18 protein-coding genes are annotated in these 20218 nt (G+C 42.4%); all 18 read left to right on the top strand.

Going from position 1 to position 20218, the window contains the following annotated elements:
* Positions 1 to 356: 356 nt before the first annotated feature.
* A complete protein-coding gene (gene liaX / locus ACVPPQ_RS01600) occupies positions 357 to 1835 on the top strand; it encodes a daptomycin-sensing surface protein LiaX (RefSeq protein ID WP_463495287.1) in 1479 nt (492 codons plus the stop codon).
* Between the two features lie 64 nt (positions 1836 to 1899).
* Positions 1900 to 2097, top strand: a complete 198-nt coding sequence (locus ACVPPQ_RS01595) for a PspC domain-containing protein (RefSeq protein WP_233210619.1) — start codon at positions 1900 to 1902, stop codon at positions 2095 to 2097.
* Positions 2097 to 2384, top strand: a complete 288-nt coding sequence (locus ACVPPQ_RS01590) for a hypothetical protein (RefSeq protein WP_463495285.1) — start codon at positions 2097 to 2099, stop codon at positions 2382 to 2384. Before ACVPPQ_RS01595 ends, ACVPPQ_RS01590 begins: the two co-directional genes overlap by 1 nt.
* A complete protein-coding gene (locus tag ACVPPQ_RS01585) occupies positions 2384 to 2734 on the top strand; it encodes a phage holin family protein (RefSeq protein WP_463495283.1) in 351 nt (116 codons plus the stop codon). The genes ACVPPQ_RS01590 and ACVPPQ_RS01585 overlap by 1 nt, the downstream gene beginning before the upstream one ends.
* Positions 2735 to 3268: 534 nt before the next feature.
* Complete coding sequence (gene hprK, locus ACVPPQ_RS01580; protein ID WP_463496314.1) at positions 3269 to 4207, top strand: HPr(Ser) kinase/phosphatase; 939 nt, start codon at positions 3269 to 3271, stop codon at positions 4205 to 4207.
* Positions 4208 to 4323: 116 nt separating this feature from the next.
* Positions 4324 to 5154: a prolipoprotein diacylglyceryl transferase gene (lgt, locus tag ACVPPQ_RS01575; protein WP_463495281.1), complete on the top strand. Its 831-nt coding sequence runs from the start codon at positions 4324 to 4326 to the stop codon at positions 5152 to 5154.
* A gap of 18 nt (positions 5155 to 5172) precedes the next feature.
* Complete coding sequence (locus ACVPPQ_RS01570; RefSeq protein ID WP_463495279.1) at positions 5173 to 6195, top strand: NAD(P)H-dependent glycerol-3-phosphate dehydrogenase; 1023 nt, start codon at positions 5173 to 5175, stop codon at positions 6193 to 6195.
* A gap of 454 nt (positions 6196 to 6649) precedes the next feature.
* Entirely contained in the window at positions 6650 to 7060 is a 411-nt protein-coding gene (locus tag ACVPPQ_RS01565; RefSeq protein ID WP_463495277.1) for a hypothetical protein, read from the top strand.
* 85 nt (positions 7061 to 7145) lie between these two features.
* Complete coding sequence (trxB, locus tag ACVPPQ_RS01560; protein WP_463495275.1) at positions 7146 to 8066, top strand: thioredoxin-disulfide reductase; 921 nt, start codon at positions 7146 to 7148, stop codon at positions 8064 to 8066.
* A gap of 333 nt (positions 8067 to 8399) precedes the next feature.
* Positions 8400 to 10124, top strand: coding sequence for a phospho-sugar mutase (locus ACVPPQ_RS01555; protein WP_463495273.1), 1725 nt, complete (start codon positions 8400 to 8402; stop codon positions 10122 to 10124).
* Positions 10125 to 10244: 120 nt separating this feature from the next.
* Entirely contained in the window at positions 10245 to 10877 is a 633-nt protein-coding gene (locus ACVPPQ_RS01550) for a YfbR-like 5'-deoxynucleotidase (protein ID WP_463495271.1), read from the top strand.
* Between the two features lie 144 nt (positions 10878 to 11021).
* Entirely contained in the window at positions 11022 to 13025 is a 2004-nt protein-coding gene (uvrB, locus tag ACVPPQ_RS01545; protein WP_463495269.1) for an excinuclease ABC subunit UvrB, read from the top strand.
* A 12-nt stretch (positions 13026 to 13037) separates the two neighbouring features.
* Positions 13038 to 15887, top strand: a complete 2850-nt coding sequence (uvrA, locus tag ACVPPQ_RS01540; RefSeq protein WP_463495267.1) for an excinuclease ABC subunit UvrA — start codon at positions 13038 to 13040, stop codon at positions 15885 to 15887.
* Positions 15888 to 15960: 73 nt separating this feature from the next.
* Positions 15961 to 16497 carry an HdeD family acid-resistance protein gene (locus ACVPPQ_RS01535; RefSeq protein ID WP_025083412.1) on the top strand — a complete coding sequence of 179 codons (537 nt, stop codon included), beginning with the start codon at positions 15961 to 15963 and terminating at the stop codon, positions 16495 to 16497.
* Between the two features lie 99 nt (positions 16498 to 16596).
* Positions 16597 to 17151, top strand: a complete 555-nt coding sequence (locus ACVPPQ_RS01530; protein WP_463495264.1) for a GNAT family N-acetyltransferase — start codon at positions 16597 to 16599, stop codon at positions 17149 to 17151.
* Positions 17152 to 17286: 135 nt separating this feature from the next.
* Positions 17287 to 18171: an RNase adapter RapZ gene (gene rapZ / locus ACVPPQ_RS01525; protein ID WP_025083414.1), complete on the top strand. Its 885-nt coding sequence runs from the start codon at positions 17287 to 17289 to the stop codon at positions 18169 to 18171.
* Positions 18168 to 19202, top strand: a complete 1035-nt coding sequence (locus tag ACVPPQ_RS01520) for a gluconeogenesis factor YvcK family protein (RefSeq protein ID WP_025083415.1) — start codon at positions 18168 to 18170, stop codon at positions 19200 to 19202. Before rapZ ends, ACVPPQ_RS01520 begins: the two co-directional genes overlap by 4 nt.
* A gap of 2 nt (positions 19203 to 19204) precedes the next feature.
* Positions 19205 to 20149 carry a DNA-binding protein WhiA gene (gene whiA / locus ACVPPQ_RS01515; protein ID WP_025083416.1) on the top strand — a complete coding sequence of 315 codons (945 nt, stop codon included), beginning with the start codon at positions 19205 to 19207 and terminating at the stop codon, positions 20147 to 20149.
* The last annotated feature ends 69 nt before the right edge of the window (positions 20150 to 20218 follow it).

The following is a 20218-nucleotide window of genomic DNA, read 5'->3' as shown; positions in this document are numbered from 1 at the left end:
AAGAAGTTGGCTGAGAAGCACGTTATGCTTTGAGTGCTAACTACCGATGAACAAGTTTCGAGCATTATCCTAGTCTGGTGAATAAAGGCCGGTCTATGGGCTTTGTTTGCCAGACGTCGCTAAGCGCAAAAACTTATCGGTAGAAGCACGTTATCATTGCCTATTAAGTTTGAAAATCCGATTATCCTGAATTTAGGGATAATCGGATTTTTTTGTTGGCTTTTTTATACCGCTGGATACCTAATTAAAAATCAACCTTTGGACCTATGACATTTCGTTGGAAACTGGGCATAATAGAACCATAGTCAAGTGCAACAAAAATGTTGGCAGTTTTTAGATCAATGGAGGTCAAAACAATGAATGAACGTCAAAGAATATTAGACTTAGTGAATCAAGGGATTATTACTTCAGAAGAAGCGTTAGTTTTATTAGAAAATTTAGCCAAAAACGATCAAGGTCAAGCGACAACCACATCAACGCAGGACCAACCAACGGAAACTGACACGTCAGAAGAGACGCAAGATGCTCGGGACGAACAAAAAGAAGCGGTTGAAGAACAAGCGCACGAATTAACGGTCGCTTTATCGGGTGTTAACCGCCAATTACAAGATTTAAAACAAGGCTTACACGCTGATCAAGAACAAGTAACGGTGCTGGATACGATGGAAGATTTAGACAGTTTAACGGCCGAAAAAGCTGGCGAACGTCAAACCTTAAAAGCGACCATTCTACAAAAGCAAGTTAAGATTGATGAATTAGAAGAACAACGTAAGACGTTGACGGATGAATTGAACCAGTTAGAAAAAGAACGCCGTCAGATGGCTAAAAATCAATGGTCCGAAAAGCTTGGCTTATCGGATGACTGGAAAGAAAATGCCAGTGAAACGTTTGATGAATTGAGTGATAAACTCGGCGAAGCCGGCAATCAATTCGGCAAATTCATGAAGAATACCGCTAAAACGGTGATGGATAATGTCGATTGGAAAGACGTTAACTTCCGCGTACCGGGATTAGCAACTGAAAAATTCACGCATGATTTTGTTTATCCCAACGTGCACCCAGATATGATTAACGTCAAGGTTGCTAACGGGAGTGTTAACTTTAGAATCTGGGATCAACCCGAAATTAAAGTGACGGCGCAAATCAAACTATATGGTAAGATGGCCGAAGAAACGGCCATTGACGCCTTTGAAGCACGGAGTCAAATCAGTGTGACTGATGATGAATTAGTGTTCCAAGTACCCAATAAACGCATCCAAGCCGATTTAATTTTCTACTTACCAGCGAATAATTATCAACAAACCAACGTTAAAGTTTTAAACGGGGATATTGAATTAGACGGTTTTACAGGCCGTGATATCTACGTCAAGACGACTAACGGGCAATTAACGCTAATGAGCACCAATGCGGTGATGGTTGAAGCTGAGAACGTCAACGGGGGCATTACGATGACCCAAGGCCGTTATGATGATATCTTAGCAACCACCGTTAATGGCAATATCGTATTAAAAGCACAGCTCTTAAATGCGAGTGTTTCGACCGTTAATGGCGATGTTAAGGCGACATTAACTGAAAATAGTTTACAACATTTGAAGGCGAAGTCGGTTAATGGTAATGTTAAATTAGGTTTACCGGCAACCCTCGGCTTAACGGCTGAGTCTCGGACCCGTTTTGGGGCGATTAAAAATCGTTTGACGAATACTCAAACGGTTGATCAACGTCAAAGTACCGGTAGTCAGATGTTACAACTAACGCGCTTTGAAGCGCCAGAAGTTGCACAATTGACCTTAAGTACCACGACAGGGAATATTTTATTAAAAGATAACGATAATTAATTAAAAGAGAGTGAATGGTGACATTATGGCAAACAGAAGACTATATAAATCCAAAAATAACAGAATGATTTCTGGGGTAATGGGTGGGATTGCTGAATATTTTAACGTTGATCCAACGTTGGTTCGGGTGATTTACTTCCTATTCTCATTTTTCTCAGCCGCATTCCCAGGGATTATTGTGTACATTATCTTGGCGTTAGTCATTCCTGAAAAGCCAAGTCGATCCGATTATGATTCTCATGATGAATGGAGTGAGTTCTAATGCCATTTCTATTACTACTATGGCCGTTAATTATCCTGATTATCGGGATTGCCCTGATTGGTTTATTAATCGGTTCCGTATTTCTAGTTTTTAAATTAGCCGTGCCGTTGTTAATAATCTGGGTCATTTACCGCGTGATTGCAGGACCAAGACATCACCACCGTCAGGATCAATCAAGTGATTGGTACGCGCATACGCAAAGAACAGCAACGCATCCAACGCGCGGTCGGCAACGTAAAGAAGCACGCGACGTCAAGGTGGATGATGATGACTGGAGTGATTTCTAGTGCGTTATTGGACACGTGTTTTAGTCGATACCTTATTGTTTATTGCCATTTCAGGACTACTACCAAACTTATTCTTTGTTAGTAGTATCTGGGTTGCATTAATTGCGAGCATTGTCTTATCAGTGCTCAACGTTTTGATCAAACCGATTTTAAGTTTGTTGTCATTTCCCATCACCTTTTTAACCCTCGGGTTGTTTAGCGTCGTGATTAATGGCATCATGCTTCAACTCACATCGATTTTTGTCACAGGGTTTGTTTTCCCCAGTTTTGGGGCGTCGGTTATCGTGGCGATTATTTTATCACTCGCTAATACGATTATTACCAATCAATTTGCAAGAGAACGCTATTAAGTGCAAATAAGTGCTGACTTGATTGCGTTTAGCAATTGAGTACTAATAAAAATTTCCAATTAATCAGAATTTAGATTAATTGGAAATTTTAGATTAGACGGAAGTTGTTGCAATTCAAAAGCATGTTAAACAAAATAAGTGCGTTGAGTTGCGGTCAGCAACTGAGCATTAACAGAAAATTCCCAGTTATCTTGGTTTTTAAGATAATTGGGAATTTTAGGTTAAGCGGAAGTTGTTGCAGCCCAAAAGCACGTTATAGTCTGAGTGCTCACTCAAGTTGGTCAGGCTTTGAGGATTAACCTAGAAATCAGCATTATGATTTGTACTTTGAATCATAACGCTGATTTTGTAGTTAACCGGAAAAGGTTACTTGAGAAGCACGTTATCAATTACATTTTAGATTGGACTGGCATTTAATACCAGATGAGATAGACACTTTAAAACAACTTTTAGAAAACGCCTACATTAATGTTGAAAAACGGACCTAAAAGCAATATGATAGTAGGTATAAGTGAAAGAGAAGGACGGTACATCATGGCTGATAGTGTTTCAATTGAAAAATTAGTAAAGGATCTTAAACTGCAGGTTTATTCAGGTGAAGATCATTTAAAAGACCGCGCTGTGACTCTGAGTGATATCTCGCGTCCAGGGCTAGAATTAACGGGTTATTTCAATTATTACCCACATGAACGGGTGCAATTATTTGGCCGGACTGAAGTCTCATTTACAAAGAATATGACACCGGAAGAACGGTTAATGATTATGCGGCGGATGTCAGTTGAAGACACGCCTTGTTTTCTAATTTCTCGGGGCTTAGAAGCGCCTGCTGAAATGTTAACAGCAGCGGCTGAAGTTGGGATTCCAGTTTTAGGGTCGTCATTACCAACCACCCGGTTATCGAGTTTAATCACGGATTATTTAGATGGTCAATTGGCTGAACGGCGCTCAATGCACGGGGTTTTAGTCGATATTTATGGCCTTGGCGTTTTGATTACGGGTGACTCTGGTGTTGGTAAGAGTGAAACCGCTTTGGAACTCGTTAAACGGGGCCACCGATTGATTGCTGATGATCGTGTTGATGTTTACCAACAAGATGAACAAACGGTCGTCGGCGAAGCACCTGCGATTTTACGCCACTTATTAGAGATTCGTGGGATTGGGATTATCGATGTGATGAACCTCTTCGGTGCGGGTGCGGTGCGTGCCGAAACGTCCATTTCATTGATTGTTAATCTTCAAAACTGGGATCAAGATAAGAAATATGATCGTTTAGGTTCGGATACCGAAGAACAATTGATTTTCGACGTCCCAGTGCCTAAGATTACCGTTCCTGTTAAAGTGGGTCGGAACTTGGCAATCATCATTGAAGTGGCTGCGATGAACTTCCGGGCACGTTCAATGGGCTATGATGCGACGAAGACCTTTGAAGCGAATTTAGGGAAGTTAATTGAATCCAATTCTGATGAAGATTAGACTTTAAAAAATAGAAAAAATGACCTATTTTGGTAGGTCAATTGGCTAGATTGAGCTATACTGTTAAAAGAAACAGTAATCAATCTAGTTTTTTTGTGGATTAAGGAGCGATGACTTTGAATTTATTAGTAGGCGCATTGAACCCCATTGCGCTTCAATTAGGACCATTGGAAATCCATTGGTATGGCGTGATTATTGCGACTGCGGTTGTTTTGGCAGTCGCATTAGCCCTACGTGAAGCTAAGCGACGTCATGTGAGTGAGGATGATATTTTAAATTTGATTTTATGGGCGTTACCCTTTTCGCTAATCGGGGCACGTTTGTATTACGTTGTTTTTGAATGGCCCTATTACCAAGCTAATCCGGGTGAAATTATTAAGATTTGGCACGGTGGGATTGCGATTTATGGTGGTTTAATTGCGGCGTCAATTGTCTTTATTATTTATTGTCAAAGGCACTTGTTATCAGCGTGGTTGATATTGGATATCGCGGCACCAACGGTTATGTTGGCCCAAGCAATCGGACGTTGGGGTAATTTTATGAATCAGGAAGCCTATGGTGGCGTGACGTCATTACACTTCTTACAACAACTACATTTACCGAATTGGTTGATTCAACAGATGTTAATCGACGGTAGTTACCGGCAACCAACTTTCTTATACGAATCGATCTGGAATCTGATTGGATTTGCGATTTTAATGAGTGTTCGTCACCGGAGCGGTTGGTTTAAACAAGGTGAAATTCTACTCAGCTACATTATGTGGTACGCTTTTGGTCGCTTCTTTGTTGAAGGCATGCGGACCGATAGTTTATACTTAGGACCATTAAGAGTTTCTCAAATTGTGTCGATTGTCTTATTAATTGGCGCGATGGCGGTTTGGATTTGGCGGCGCCGTCAAAAACAAGTGCCTGACTATTTAGCCGGCAATTTAACGCAGAGATACTAAAAAGGAGAAAATTAAATTATGACAGTCAATATTGCAGTTTTAGGTGCCGGTTCATGGGGCACAATCTTAGCCAACTTATTAGTCGAAAATGGCCACCACGTTGAATTGTGGGGCAACGACGCTGAAAAAGTGGCTGAAATTAATGAACAACATACGAATAAACATTATTTACCCGATTTTAAAATTAATCCCCAACTACACGCCACTTTAGATTTGAATGAAGCGTTTGAACAAGTCGATGTCGTTTTATTCGTCATTCCAACGCAAGTCATCCGACAAGTGGCCGAACAAATTGCCCCCGTCTTAGCCGCTAAACAAGTTAAACCAGTAATTGTGACGGCTTCAAAAGGGTTAGAACAGGGAACCCATAAACGGATTTCTGAAGTCTTGACGGAAACAATTCCGGTAGATGTTCGTAACGGGATTGTCGTCTTATCGGGTCCAAGCCACGCTGAAGACGTTGCGATGAAAGATATTACGACGTTAACGGCGGCTTCAACCGATGTTGCGCAAGCTGAATGGGTGCAAGAAATTTTTATGAACGATTATTTCCGGTTGTACACCAATACCGATGTTGTTGGCGTCGAAATGGGTGCGGCCTTGAAGAACGTCATCGCACTAGGCGCTGGTGCTTTACACGGCCTAGGTTATGGCGATAATACGAAAGCGGCATTAATGACGCGGGGCTTAGCTGAAATTTCACGTCTGGGTGTTGCGATGGGCGCTAATCCGTTAACCTTTATCGGTTTATCCGGAGTTGGTGATTTAATCGTCACTGGGACTAGTGTGCATTCTCGAAACTGGCGAGCTGGTAACGCGTTAGGCCAGGGCCAAAAATTACCAGAAGTTCTTGAAAATATGGGCATGGTCGTTGAAGGGGTTGCAACCTGTAAAGCGGCTTACGAATTAGCGCAACAACGTTCAGTTGAAATGCCAATCACAACGGCGATTTATAACGTTTTGTATCGCGATTGTGACATTAAAACTGAAATTGGTAATTTAATGCAACGCTCAGGCAAACCAGAAATAGACTTTAACTAAGTGTGTTGAGTTGCGGTCAGCAACTGAGCATTAGCCTAGTTCCGTGAATGAAGTCCGAGTTATGGACTTTGTTTGCGAAACGTAGCTAAGCACAAGAAGCTGTGAGTGCAAGCACGTTAAAATCGAAGTGCTAACTCAAGTTGATTAGGCTTTGAGGATTAACCTAGAACTGGGTGTTATGAGTGGTTTTTACTCATAATGCCCAGTTCGTAGTTAACCGGAAAAGGCTACTTGAGAAGCACGTTAAAGAAGTGCCAACTCAAGTTGATTAGCTTTTGGACATTAATTTAGAACTGGACGTTATGAGTGTTCGTTATTCATAACGTCCAGTTTATTTTTTAGCATATGAGAATTAGAAAACGGCATCACCTTAAATCGGTATCGCGCCCGTTAAAAATCTGTGTTATTATAGCTTTAGTTGAACGAAATGGACTAAAGGAGAACCGATTACTTTATGGGTGATTTGGTAACAATCAGACCAACTTGTGAATTTTATTTTGACCGCGGCATGCAGGCGTTTGAACGGTTTCAGTACTCGAAAGCCTTAAATTGTTTGCAACAAGCCAAAACGTTAGCAAAAACGAAAGATGATTATATCTTTGTTATTTGTCAGCTAGCGATTTGTTTGGAGTCGGTCGGCCAATATCAGAATGCGGTGGCGGCACTGGAAGAAATTCCAGTCGCCAACTACCAAAGTCATCCGGAGATTCAATATTTTCTGGCGACGGCTTATGCGTTTTTAGATCAGATGCAGGCCAGTTTTCAACTCGCAACGGCCTATCTGCAGAGTGGAGATTTAGATTTTGCAACTGAAGCAACTGACTTGTTGCAAGAGTTGAAAAAGACGAGTCCGTCAAACTGGTAAACAGTTTGGTGGACTTTTTTTTTAAGAGCGGGTAAGATTAGCTTAGAGTAAATAAGCACTTCTTAAAAGTAAGGGGATTATTAAAATGACTAAAAGTTACGATGTAATTGTGATTGGGGCGGGCCCTGGTGGGATGACTGCCGCGCTATACGCGTCACGTTCGAATTTATCAGTATTGATGTTAGACCGCGGGATTTATGGCGGTCAAATGAATAACACCGCTGAGGTTGAAAATTATCCTGGCTTTAAATCAATTTTAGGTCCTGAATTAGGTGAGAAAATGTACGCTAGTGCCACGCAATTTGGTGCTGAATATGGTTACGGTACGGTGACGAGTATTGAAGACCAAGGTGAAACTAAGTTAATCCACACCGATGAAGGTGATTTTGAGGGGCGTGCAATCATCATTGCGACGGGTTCAGAACACAAAAAATTAGGGGTGACTGGCGAAGAAACATACAGTGGCCGTGGCGTTTCATACTGTGCGGTTTGTGATGGCGCCTTTTTCAAGAATAAAGAAGTGGTGGTCATCGGCGGTGGAGATTCAGCCATCGAAGAAGGCATCTACCTAACACAATTGGCAAGCAAAGTCACTGTGATTCATCGGCGTGATCAATTACGTGCGCAAGAAATTCTCCAACAACGGGCTTTTGACAATGATAAGATGCATTTTATCTGGAACGCTCAAATGCAAACCATTGAAGGTGACGATAAAAAAGTTAGTGGCGTTACTTATACGGATAAAGAAACGGGCGAAGCGCGTCAAATCGATGCTAGCGGTGTTTTCATCTATGTTGGTATCGAACCAATGACGTCCGCTTTTAAAGATTTAGGCATTTTAACGGATGCGGGTTGGATTAAAACGGATGATCACATGGCTACGAAAGTACCTGGCATCTACGCAATCGGTGATGTCCGCGAAAAAGACCTCCGCCAAATTACAACAGCAGTCGGCGATGGCGGCATAGCAGGCCAAGAAGTCTTTAAATATATTCAAAGTATCTAATAAAATGAGTGCGTTGAGTTGCGGGTAGCAACTGAGCATTAACAGAAAATTCTCCAGTTATCTTGATTTTAAGATAATTGGGGAATTTTTGGTTAAGCGGAAGTTGTTGCAACACAAAAGCACGTTAAAAAATGAGTGCGTTGAGTTGCGGTTAGCAACTGAGCATTAACAAAAAACAGCAAGTCTCTTAACATTAAGAGGCTTGCTGTTTTTTTGATTGGTCTAGGTGTTCAGAAAGTAAAAGTTCGATTAAATTAGACCCAATGGCAGAGGAAAGCGGTTGATTATGGTATAATTAATTCGATATTTTAGATTACATTCGGGGGTTACAACATGAGTTGGCAAGATAATTATGCAGTTTGGCAGCAACAACCTGTCATGGATTTAGCGTTGCAAAAAACATTAACTGAAATGGCGAATGACCAAGAAGCGCTCGAACGTGCTTTTAGTGTGCCAATGGAATTCGGAACAGCCGGCATGCGGGGACTCTTAGGCCCTGGGATTAATTGTATGAACATCTACACTGTCCGCCAAGCCACTGAAGGTTTAGCGCAGTTTATGGAAACTTTACCTGATGCGACTAAAAAACGTGGGGTGGCGATTAGTTTCGATTCACGTTACCAATCAGAAACCTTTGCACATGAAGCAGCTCGCGTGTTAGGCCAACATCAAATTCCTTCGTTTGTCTTTGATGCGCTTCGTCCAACACCAGAACTATCATTTACCGTTCGGCATTTAAACACCTATGCGGGCATCATGATTACGGCGAGTCATAATCCAAAACAATATAATGGTTACAAGATTTACGGCGAAGATGGCGCTCAAATGCCACCTAAAGAATCCGATATGATTACGGATTATATTCGTAAGGTGACCGACTTATTCGCAATTGAAGTGGCGGATGAATCACCACTACGCGAAGCCGGGTTAATGACGTTAATCGGCGAAAATGTTGATCAAGCCTATCTAGCCGAAGTCAAGAAAGTCACGATTAACCAAGAATTAGTCGACACCGTTGGCAAAACGATGTCTTTAATCTACACACCACTTCACGGAACTGGGAAAGTTTTAGGCGAACGGGCTTTACGCCAAGCTGGTTTTGAACAATTCACAATGGTGCCTGAACAAGCAATTGCCGATCCTGAATTTTCAACCACGCCATTTCCTAATCCTGAATTTGCGCAAACCTTTGATATGGCGATTGCACTTGGCCAGAAACAACAAGCTGATTTATTGATTGCCACGGATCCCGATGCTGACCGCCTGGGTGCCGCCGTGCGCCAACCAGATGGTAGCTATCAATTGATGACTGGGAATCAAATCGCTTCAGTCCTATTGCGGTATATTTTACAAGCCAGCAAAGATGCGGGGACACTACCTGCTAACGCGGCCGCGGTTAAATCAATCGTTTCAACGGAATTAGCGACTAAAATTGCCGCTAGTTACAACGTCAAGATGATTGATGTCTTAACCGGCTTCAAATTTATTGCGGAACAAATTCAACATTTTGAAGATACAGATGAAAATACGTTCATGTTTGGCTTTGAAGAAAGCTATGGATACTTAGTTAAACCGTTCGTACGGGATAAAGATGCGATTCAAACGTTGGTCTTGTTAGCCGAAGTCGCAGCTTATTATAAATCAAACGGTAAGACGTTGTATGACGGCATTCAAGAATTATATGCTGAATATGGCTACTATGCGGAACAAACGACTGCGATTGATTTTGAAGGCGTTGATGGCCCACAACAAATGGCCAACTTGATGGTTAAATGCCGTCAAGAAAGTCCGGTCGAATTTGCTGGGATTAAAGTCGCTTCGGCTGAAGATTTCCAAGCACAAACGCAGACCTTTGCGGATGGGCATAGCGAGCCAATCGATTTACCAAGTTCAAACGTTTTAAAATACCATTTAGTTGATGGAACTTGGATTGCGATCCGCCCTAGTGGGACTGAACCGAAAGTGAAGTTCTACGTTGGCACGCAAGCCGATGATCAAGCAACGGCTGATTTAAAATTAGCCAATTTTGAACAAGCGATTCAAACTTTAGTTAAATAGTTTTTAATCTTGAATGGTAACTGATTTACTTTTAAAGTCAGATTACCTATAATAGATTCAACGAATAGGCGGACTGCGTAATGAGTCGGTCTATTTTTGTAAGAATGGAGGAATTTCAGAATGGGCATGCATCAGTATTTACAAGGGTTAAATAGTTTAGAGACCATCGGACGGGCACCAGGGTTGTTTAAGTACCAAGAACATTCGGTTGCATCGCATTCTTTTAAAGTCGCTGAAATTGCGCAATTGTTAGGGGATATCGAAGAAGAAAGCGGCCAAGACGTTAATTGGCAGACGCTTTACGAACGAGCTTTGAATCACGATTACACGGAACGGTTCATCGGCGATATTAAAACACCGGTTAAATACGCGACCCAAGAATTGCGACAAATGTTAGCGAACGTTGAAAGTTCGTTAACCGATAACTTTATCAATAATGAAATTCCAGATTTTTTACAAGAACGGTATCGCCGACGTTTAAGCGAAGGTAAAGATGAAACCTTAGAAGGCCAACTCCTATCAGTTGCTGATAAAATTGATCTTTTATATGAATCATTCGGCGAAATTGAAAAAGGTAATCCGGAAAATGCGTTTCTCGAAATTTTTGCGGAAAGTCTTAAAACGATTATGCAGTATCAACAGCTGGCAAGTGCCCGCTATTTCATTCAGGAAATGCTACCGGATCTCTTAAGCGAGGATTTTGCCGACCGTGGGAAGTTAACCCAACTGGTCCGCCAAACCCTATCAAATTAGGCTTAATCGTAAGTGTGGCGAAAATATGTTCGGTATGTTAGAATAGTGAATGACTTAAAGAACATCAGACGATTTAAGGAGAGTTTGGGCAATTTATTGTCCAAACTTCTTTTGTCGCGAGCATAATTGGACTGGAGGCTTTTGATGATTGATCGACAAGAGAATAACCAATTTAAATTAGTGGCCCCGTATGAGCCGGCCGGGGATCAACCAGCCGCTATTGAGACCCTGACTAAGAATTTTGAAGCGGGTGCTAAGGCGCAAGTGTTGATGGGCGCGACTGGGACTGGTAAGACTTTTACAATGTCGAACGTGATTAAGAATTTAAACAAGCCAACGCTGATTATCTCGCATAATAAAACTTTGGCCGGCCAACTATACGGTGAATTTAAACAATTCTTCCCCGATAATGCCGTCGAATATTTCGTGAGTTATTATGATTATTATCAACCGGAAGCCTATGTGCCTTCCAGTGATACCTATATCGAAAAGGATTCGAGCATCAATGATGAAATTGATAAATTGCGCCATTCAGCCACGAGTTCATTGTTGGAACGCAACGATGTGATTGTGATTGCGTCGGTTTCATGTATCTTTGGTTTGGGTGATCCTAAAGAATATCAAGATCATGTTTTATCGATTCGGCCGGGGATGACGATTGAACGCAATGATTTATTGCGCCAATTAGTTGATATTCAGTTTGAACGCAATGATATTGATTTCCAACGGGGCCGTTTCCGAGTCCGGGGCGATGTCGTTGAAATTTTCCCGGCTTCACGCGATGATCACGCGATGCGGGTTGAATTTTTTGGCGATGAGATTGATCGGATTGTCGAAGTGGATGCTTTGACCGGTGAAGTATTAGGTGAGCGCCAACACGTGGCGATTTTCCCGGCGACGCATTTTATGACCAATGATGAGAAGATGGAACGGGCAATTGAGAGTATTAAGGCGGAGCTAGCTGATCGTTTGAAAGAGTTGAATGCTGAAAATAAATTATTGGAAGCCCAACGTCTTGAACAACGAACCAATTATGATTTAGAAATGATGCAAGAGATGGGGTATTGTTCCGGAATTGAAAATTATTCACGCCATATGGAAGATCGCCAAGCTGGCGAACCACCGTATACTTTGATCGATTTCTTCCCCAAAGATTTCATCATGATGATTGATGAATCGCATGTGACGATGCCGCAGATTCGTGGGATGTATAACGGCGATCGCGCACGGAAACAGATGTTGATTGATTACGGTTTCCGTTTACCAAGTGCGTTGGATAATCGGCCACTAACCTTGCCTGAATTTGAGAAACACGTCAATCAGATTATGTACGTCTCCGCAACGCCAGGACCTTACGAAGCGGAACAAACCGATTTGCAAATCGATCAGATTATTCGACCAACCGGCTTATTAGATCCGAATATCGAGGTCCGGCCAATTATGGGCCAGATTGACGATTTAGTCGGCGAGATTAATCAGCGGGTTGAAAAAGATGAACGGGTCTTTATCACCACGTTAACCAAGAAGATGGCCGAAGATTTAACCGACTATCTGAAAGAGTTAGGCGTTAAAGTCCGTTATCTACACAGTGATATTAAAACCTTAGAACGAACTGAAATTATCCGCGATTTACGTTTAGGCAAGTTTGACGTCTTAATCGGGATTAACTTGTTGCGTGAAGGGATTGACGTACCCGAAGTGTCGTTAGTCGCGATTCTAGATGCGGATAAAGAAGGTTTCTTACGCAGTGATCGTTCCTTGATTCAAACCATTGGGCGGGCGTCTCGAAATGCGCATGGTGAAGTGATTATGTACGCGGATAAAGTGACAGATTCAATGAAACGAGCGATTAGTGAAACCAAACGGCGCCGTGAAATTCAAGAAGCTTATAATCTGAAACATGACGTGACACCAACCACGATCATTAAACCGGTTCGTGATGCGATTTCAGTTGTGCAATCAGTCGATCATCCTGAAGATATTAAGATGACCAATGAGGTTGATTTCGATAGTATGTCGAAGGCTGAAAAACGGGAAATGGTTGAACGCTTGACGGAACAAATGAGAACGGCCGCTAAGAAACTCGACTTTGAACAAGCCGCTACTTTGCGGGATACGATTCTAGAATTAAAGAGTGAAATTGATTAAAAGAGGTAGAATATGGCAAACGATAAGATCGTTATTCACGGCGCGCGGGCGCATAATTTAAAAGATATTGATGTCACAATTCCGCGGGACAAACTGGTTGTCATTACCGGTTTATCAGGTTCGGGGAAGAGTTCCTTGGCGTTTGATACCTTATACGCGGAAGGACAACGGCGCTACGTTGAAAGTTTGTCAGCGTATGCGCGTCAATTTTTAGGTCAGATGGATAAACCGGACGTCGATTCGATTGATGGGTTGAGTCCAGCGATTTCAATTGATCAAAAAACGACCTCCAAAAATCCACGTTCAACGGTCGGCACAGTGACCGAAATCAATGATTATTTGCGTTTGTTGTGGGCGCGGGTCGGTCATCCAATCTGTCCCAACGATGGCACTGAAATTAGCAGTCAATCGGTTGAACAGATGGTTGATCGGGTTTTAGCATTGCCTGAACGGACGAAGTTACAGATTATGTCGCCGATTATTCGCGCTAAAAAAGGTCAACATAAAAAAGTTTTTGAAAAGATTCAACGCGAAGGGTATGTGCGGGTGCAAGTTGACGGTGAAGTCATGGACGTCAGCACCGAGATTGAATTAGATAAGAATAAAAAACATGATATTAATATTGTCGTGGATCGGATTGTCGTTAAAGAGGGCATTCGTTCTCGTTTATTTGATTCGTTCGAAGCGGCTTTACGGTTATCTGAAGGTTATGCGACCGCGGATGTGATTGATGGCGAACAACTGTTATTCTCTGAACATTATGCGTGTCCAGTCTGTGGCTTTACGGTAGGCGAACTAGAACCAAGACTCTTCTCATTTAACGCACCGTTTGGGGCGTGTCCCGAATGTGACGGGTTGGGCCTAAAGCTAGAAGTCGATACTGATTTAGTGATTCCAGATACCACTAAGACGTTGCGAGAAGGCGCGATTGCACCGTGGAATCCGATTAGTTCCCAATATTATCCACAGATGTTGGAACAGGCGTGCACCTCGTTTAAAATCGATATGGATCGGCCATTTAGCAAGTTAACGCCCAAACAAAAAGAGCTCATTTTAAACGGCTCGCAAGGCAAAGAATTCCATTTCCATTATGAGAATGATTTTGGTGGCGTCCGCGATGTGGATGTACCATTTGAAGGGGTCATCAGTAATATTAATCGGCGTTATCGCGAAACTAACAGTGATTTCACGCGGACTCAGATGCGGACCTACATGACTGAATTAACCTGTCAAACCTGTCACGGCGCGCGTTTAAATCGCCAGGCCTTATCGGTTAAGGTTGGAGGACAAGATATTGCGGCCGTGTCTGCGAATGCGATTAAAGAGGCGTTACCATTCTTTGAAGCTTTAACATTATCCGAAAAAGATAGTATGATTGCGAAACCAATTTTGAAGGAGGTCCACGATCGCTTGACTTTCTTGATGAATGTCGGTTTGGATTACTTAACGCTCAGTCGTTCGGCTGGGACGTTATCCGGTGGGGAAGCTCAACGGATTCGTTTGGCGACTCAAATCGGTTCTAACTTATCCGGTGTACTCTACATCTTAGATGAACCGTCGATTGGTTTACATCAACGCGACAATGACCGATTAATTGGTTCATTAAAGAAGATGCGTGATTTAGGGAATACGTTAATCGTCGTTGAACATGATGAGGATACGATGCGCGCGGCTGATTATCTGATTGATATCGGACCCGGCGCCGGTGAATTGGGCGGTCACGTGATGGCTGCGGGGACCCCAACTGAAGTTGAACAAAATCCGAAGTCGTTAACGGGTCGGTATTTAGCGGGTAAGGAATACGTACCAGTGCCGTTGAAGCGCCGTAAAGGCAACGGTAAGAAATTGCGGGTGACCGGTGCGGCTGAAAATAACCTGAAAGACTTAACCGTTGATTTTCCGTTAGGTGATTTTATTGCGGTGACTGGGGTTTCCGGTTCTGGTAAATCAACGTTAGTGAATACAATTTTAAAGAAAGCCTTAGCGCAAAAGATTAATCGCAATTCGGCGAAACCGGGTCAATATAAAACACTGACCGGTTATCAAAACATTGAGAAGCTTGTTGATATCGATCAAAGTCCAATTGGTCGCACACCGCGGAGTAATCCGGCGACCTATACGAGTGTCTTCGATAACATGCGAGATTTATTTGCCCAAACTAATGAAGCAAAGTTACGCGGTTACAAGAAGGGCCGCTTTAGTTTTAACGTTAAAGGCGGTCGCTGTGAAGCTTGTAAGGGTGACGGGATTATTAAGATCGAGATGAATTTCTTGCCAGACGTGTACGTGCCTTGTGAAGTTTGTCATGGAAGTCGTTATAATTCTGAAACGTTGGAAGTCGTTTACAAAGGTAAAAACATCGCGCAGATTTTAGCGATGACCGTTGAAGAAGCTACGACCTTCTTCGAAAACATTCCGAAGATTGCGCGTAAATTACAAACCATTGTCGATGTCGGTTTAGGGTACGTGACGTTAGGTCAATCGGCCACGACACTTTCCGGTGGGGAAGCCCAACGGATGAAGTTAGCAGCGGAACTCCAAAAACAATCAACCGGTAAAAATTTATACATCTTGGATGAACCGACCACTGGTTTGCATACTGATGATATCAAACGCTTATTAGTTGTTTTGGAACGGTTAGTTGATGAAGGCAATACGATTTTAGTGATTGAACATAACCTTGACGTGATCAAGACTGCCGATTATGTGATTGACTTAGGGCCTGAAGGTGGCGACAAAGGTGGAACAATCGTCGCGACTGGGACACCGGAAGAAATTGCCGCAGTAGCCGATAGTTATACGGGGCAATATTTAAAGCCAATTCTAAAACGCGACATGCAACGAACATTAGCAGATCAATAAATTAACACTCTGACTTGAGCATTTGCGTTAAAAAAAGTATGATAAGGGTATCAATTTGTATGGGGTGAAGTGTATGTTTAGAAAGAATGATTGGGAATTTGATTGGTCAGAACTGATGACTGGTGTGATTTTTCTAGTAGTGGCTTATTTCTTATTTAAGAAACCCGGCGTTGCTTTATCTGGTTTTGTGATGGTGATTGCACTTGCTGCGATTATTCGTGGGATTGCCAAGTTGAGCGCGTATCGTCATTTACGTGAAGATACCGGCATTCGGGCAACCTTGATGTTGATTAATGCCATTTTGGATATTATTCTAGGGTTCCTGTTCATCTTCAACGTGCCGGTCGGTATTATTAGCATTAGCTACGTCTTTGCGGCTTGGTTCCTAGTGGATGCGATTGTTGGTTTATTAAACGTCGGTCATTTAAAACAGTTCAATCTGTTTTTATACGTCGTTTCAATAATCTTAGATATTTTAGGGATTGTCGTCGGCTTATTGCTCTTGATGAATCCAGTTGTGACAGCGGTCACGTTAGCGACTTTAGTTGGTTTCTATTTTGCCATTCTAGGGGTTAACGCTATCGTCATTGCTTTTGCGCGACGGATGTAAATTTAAAATCGGTCTATCCCTAAGTTGCGGGATAGACCGATTTTTTTAAATGATTTTTAATTGAAAACGTCAACTCATTAAAACGGAGGAAAAACAAATATGATCATTGAAACAAAACGGTTAATTTTAAGACCGTTTACCCCAGATGATGCGTCAGCCATCTATCAATATGCGAAAGATCCTAAGATTGGGCCGATCGCGGGTTGGCCGGTGCACACCAGCGTGGCCAATAGCCGTCAGTTGATTGAACAATATCTAATGAAACCAGAGGTCTATGCTGTTACGTTAAAAGCCAATCCAACCGAAGCTATTGGCAGTGTCGGGCTAGAACTGATTAGCGCCGGCGATGGACAACTTTTTATGGGCGCCGATGATGCTGAAATTGGTTATTGGATCGGCGTGCCATTCTGGGGTCAGGGCTTAATCCCAGAAGCGATGGCGGCCTTAATTGAACATGGTTTCGAGGCTTTGAACTTGGCCAATATTTGGTGTGGTTACTATGACGGTAATCACCAATCAGAACGGGCTCAAGCTAAACTCGGCTTTCAACCAGCCCTGACGGTTGATGAAATGTATAATCCAATCTTGGACGATACCAGACAAGAACATTTTACGAAACTAACCAAGAAACAATGGTTAACACAGAAAAATTAAATTGAAAAGTTAGTCAATGGTCTACCTGTTGGCTAACTTTTTTTATTGATTAACATGGCTAAATAAGGTGTGTTCGCTTTCAAAGACACACCAGGAATGTTACAATGAGCAAAGCGATAAATGAGGAGTGGTAGGATGACAGATACATTGAACTTAGTCGTGATTACAGGAATGAGCGGCGCCGGTAAAACCGTTGCCATGCAAAGTTTTGAAGATTTAGGTTATTTCTGTGTGGATAATATGCCACCCACCTTGTTACCCAAGTTTTGGGAACTGGTTAAAGAATCGGGTAAGGTCACTAAAATTGCGCTCGTCATTGATTTACGGTCGCGTGCTTTTTATGATGAAATTATTGAAATGTTAGCTAATCTGGACAATACCCAGTTTGTCACCACTAAAATTCTCTTCTTAGATGCGTCAGACGAAGAATTGGTCTCACGGTATAAAGAAACGCGTCGGTCTCATCCGTTAGCGATGGAAGGCCGGTTGATGGACGGGATTCGCAAAGAACGCGCCTTATTGACTGAAATTCGAAACCGTGCGCAGATGGTGGTCGATACGTCAGCGATGTCACCACGTCAATTACGCGAACAAATTTTTCACGTTTTTAAAACCAGTGACAATCCCTCATTCCATATTGAAGTCATGTCGTTTGGCTTTAAATATGGGTTACCGATTGATGCCGATATCGTGATGGATGTCCGGTTCTTACCCAATCCCTATTATGTGCCTGAATTTAAAGAATTAAACGGCTTAGATGCGCCAGTGCGTGATTATGTGATGGCGCAACCCGCAACCGAGAAGTTTTATCAACAACTGAGCGGGATGTTGAAAGATATCATGCCCGGCTATTTAGAAGAAGGTAAAACCAGCGTGACCATCGCGATTGGTTGTACGGGTGGGCAACACCGCTCTGTCGCGTTAGCACAACGGTTGGCCGATGATTTAGCTGTCGACTACCCAGTTGATGTGACCCATCGGGATATGAAGAAACGAAAGGAAACGGTGAATCGGTCATGACAGCCGCAAATCGCATTATTCGGGTGATTAAAGGTCGTCAGCCTAAAGTGGTTGTGATTGGTGGTGGGACCGGACTCCCCGTTATCTTGAAGAGTTTACGGGAACAAAACGCGGATGCGACTGCGATTGTGACGGTCGCTGATGATGGCGGTTCGTCTGGCGTCATTCGGGATTACATCAACGTCGTGCCACCGGGTGATATTCGGAATGTTTTAGTCGCTTTATCAGATTTACCACAATTAACCTTGGATATTTTTCAATATCGGTTTAAATCACACGATGCCTTTTTCTCGGGCCATGCGATTGGCAATCTGATTATTGCGGCGTTATCTGAAATGGAATCCGGCATATTCGATGCGGTACAACGGTTATCCGAAATGATGGAAGTTGATGGGCACGTTTATCCGGCCGCCAATGTGGCATTATCGTTGAATGCCCGGTTTACAGATGGCACGCAATTAGTGGGCGAATCTGAAATTTCAGCCGCGCGCAAACAGATTGAACACGTTTGGGTGACGAAGACCGCTGATGACGGTGAAGGCCAACCAACGGCGATGCCCGAAGTTATTGAATCGATCATGGCTGCTGATGTGGTTGTTTTAGGTCCGGGGAGTCTATTTACGAGTATCTTACCGAATTTGATGATTGAAAACTTAGGACAAGCCGTTACCCAAACAAAGGCAGAAGTTATTTATATTTGTAATATCATGACCCAAAAGGGTGAAACCGAACGTTTTACGGATGCTGATCATGTTCGGATATTAAATGAACATTTGCAACAAAATTTTGTGGATACCGTGTTAGTCAATACCGGCCGCGTGCCAGAAAACTATTTAGATCATCAGAAATATGATGAAATTTTATGGCCGGTTGAACATGATTTTAAAGGATTACGTCAATTGGGTTGTCGGGTCATTTCCGATAATTTTTTGGAATTACGCAACCATGGCGTTTTTCATAATGGTCAAAAAGTCGTTCAAGAAATTATGAACTTGGCTTTTCAGGTGAATACAGCTAAACGAGGTGAATAAGGATGGCTTCTTACGCTAGTGAGGTCAAGAAGGAATTAACCCAGTTAGAAGTTCATCCAGAACACGCGCGGGCAGAATTAGCGGCTTTGATTCGGATGAATGGTTCGTTAAGTTTGATGAATCATCAATTTGTTTTAAATGTTCAGACTGAAAATCCGGCGATTGCTCGTCGAATTTATAGTTTGTTACGGCAAAATTATCAGATTGAATCAGAACTATTAGTGCGTCGTAAGATGAAGTTAAAGAAAAATAATCAATATATCGTACGATTAAAATACGGAACGAACAAAGTGCTCAACGATTTAAACATTGTTGAAGCTGATGGCTTTACGATTCATACCCAGGTTTCGGAGGATGTCATTAACGAGGATCAACGGGTCCGCTCTTATTTACGGGGAGCTTTTTTGGCTGGTGGTTCGGTCAATAATCCTGAAACCAGTCGTTATCATTTGGAAATTTATTCTTTATATGAAGAACATAATCAAGATATTGCACAGATGATGAATCGCTTTGGCTTGAACGCCAAAACCACGGAACGTCGGAGTGGTTACATTACTTATCTGAAAGAGGCCGAAAAAATTGCGGATTTCTTACAGGTAGTGGGCGCGACGAATGCAATGTTGAAGTTTGAAGATATCCGGATTGTCCGAGATATGCGGAATTCGGTGAATCGCCTGGTTAATTGTGAAACGGCCAATTTAAATAAAACAATCGATGCGGCGACGAAACAAATCGAAAATATCGAATATTTAAGAGACACTATCGGTTTGGATAATCTACCGGTTAAACTCCGCGAGATTGCGTTATTACGTTTGGAATTCCCAGATATTACGCTCAAAGAACTTGGCGAACGGATGCCAAGCGGGGCGATTTCTAAATCTGGCATTAATCACCGCTTAAGAAAATTAAATCAATTAGCAGAAAATTATCAGCAAGGCGTCATATAAAGGTGTACAATTTAATTGTTGGTCCAGTTTGACTTATGCAATTTAATTCTATATGATATGCTTACCAGT

The sequence above is a fragment of the Latilactobacillus parafuchuensis genome, from assembly GCF_055271665.1.
The sequence above is the reverse complement of the archived record's forward strand: the minus strand, read 5'-3'. Positions and strand labels throughout refer to the sequence as shown.

What these genes read in the sequence shown, in the direction of transcription:
- ACVPPQ_RS01595 (WP_233210619.1), top strand. Translation starts at nt 1,900, where the DNA reads ATGATTTCTGGGGTAATGGGTGGGATTGCTGAATATTTTAACGTTGAT.
- ACVPPQ_RS01535 (WP_025083412.1), top strand. Translation starts at nt 15,961, where the DNA reads ATGTTTAGAAAGAATGATTGGGAATTTGATTGGTCAGAACTGATGACT.
- ACVPPQ_RS01590 (WP_463495285.1), top strand. Translation starts at nt 2,097, where the DNA reads ATGCCATTTCTATTACTACTATGGCCGTTAATTATCCTGATTATCGGG.
- uvrB (WP_463495269.1), top strand. Translation starts at nt 11,022, where the DNA reads ATGATTGATCGACAAGAGAATAACCAATTTAAATTAGTGGCCCCGTAT.
- ACVPPQ_RS01570 (WP_463495279.1), top strand. Translation starts at nt 5,173, where the DNA reads ATGACAGTCAATATTGCAGTTTTAGGTGCCGGTTCATGGGGCACAATC.
- whiA (WP_025083416.1), top strand. Translation starts at nt 19,205, where the DNA reads ATGGCTTCTTACGCTAGTGAGGTCAAGAAGGAATTAACCCAGTTAGAA.
- rapZ (WP_025083414.1), top strand. Translation starts at nt 17,287, where the DNA reads ATGACAGATACATTGAACTTAGTCGTGATTACAGGAATGAGCGGCGCC.
- uvrA (WP_463495267.1), top strand. Translation starts at nt 13,038, where the DNA reads ATGGCAAACGATAAGATCGTTATTCACGGCGCGCGGGCGCATAATTTA.
- hprK (WP_463496314.1), top strand. Translation starts at nt 3,269, where the DNA reads ATGGCTGATAGTGTTTCAATTGAAAAATTAGTAAAGGATCTTAAACTG.
- trxB (WP_463495275.1), top strand. Translation starts at nt 7,146, where the DNA reads ATGACTAAAAGTTACGATGTAATTGTGATTGGGGCGGGCCCTGGTGGG.
- ACVPPQ_RS01520 (WP_025083415.1), top strand. Translation starts at nt 18,168, where the DNA reads ATGACAGCCGCAAATCGCATTATTCGGGTGATTAAAGGTCGTCAGCCT.
- ACVPPQ_RS01555 (WP_463495273.1), top strand. Translation starts at nt 8,400, where the DNA reads ATGAGTTGGCAAGATAATTATGCAGTTTGGCAGCAACAACCTGTCATG.
- ACVPPQ_RS01550 (WP_463495271.1), top strand. Translation starts at nt 10,245, where the DNA reads ATGGGCATGCATCAGTATTTACAAGGGTTAAATAGTTTAGAGACCATC.
- ACVPPQ_RS01530 (WP_463495264.1), top strand. Translation starts at nt 16,597, where the DNA reads ATGATCATTGAAACAAAACGGTTAATTTTAAGACCGTTTACCCCAGAT.
- liaX (WP_463495287.1), top strand. Translation starts at nt 357, where the DNA reads ATGAATGAACGTCAAAGAATATTAGACTTAGTGAATCAAGGGATTATT.
- ACVPPQ_RS01565 (WP_463495277.1), top strand. Translation starts at nt 6,650, where the DNA reads ATGGGTGATTTGGTAACAATCAGACCAACTTGTGAATTTTATTTTGAC.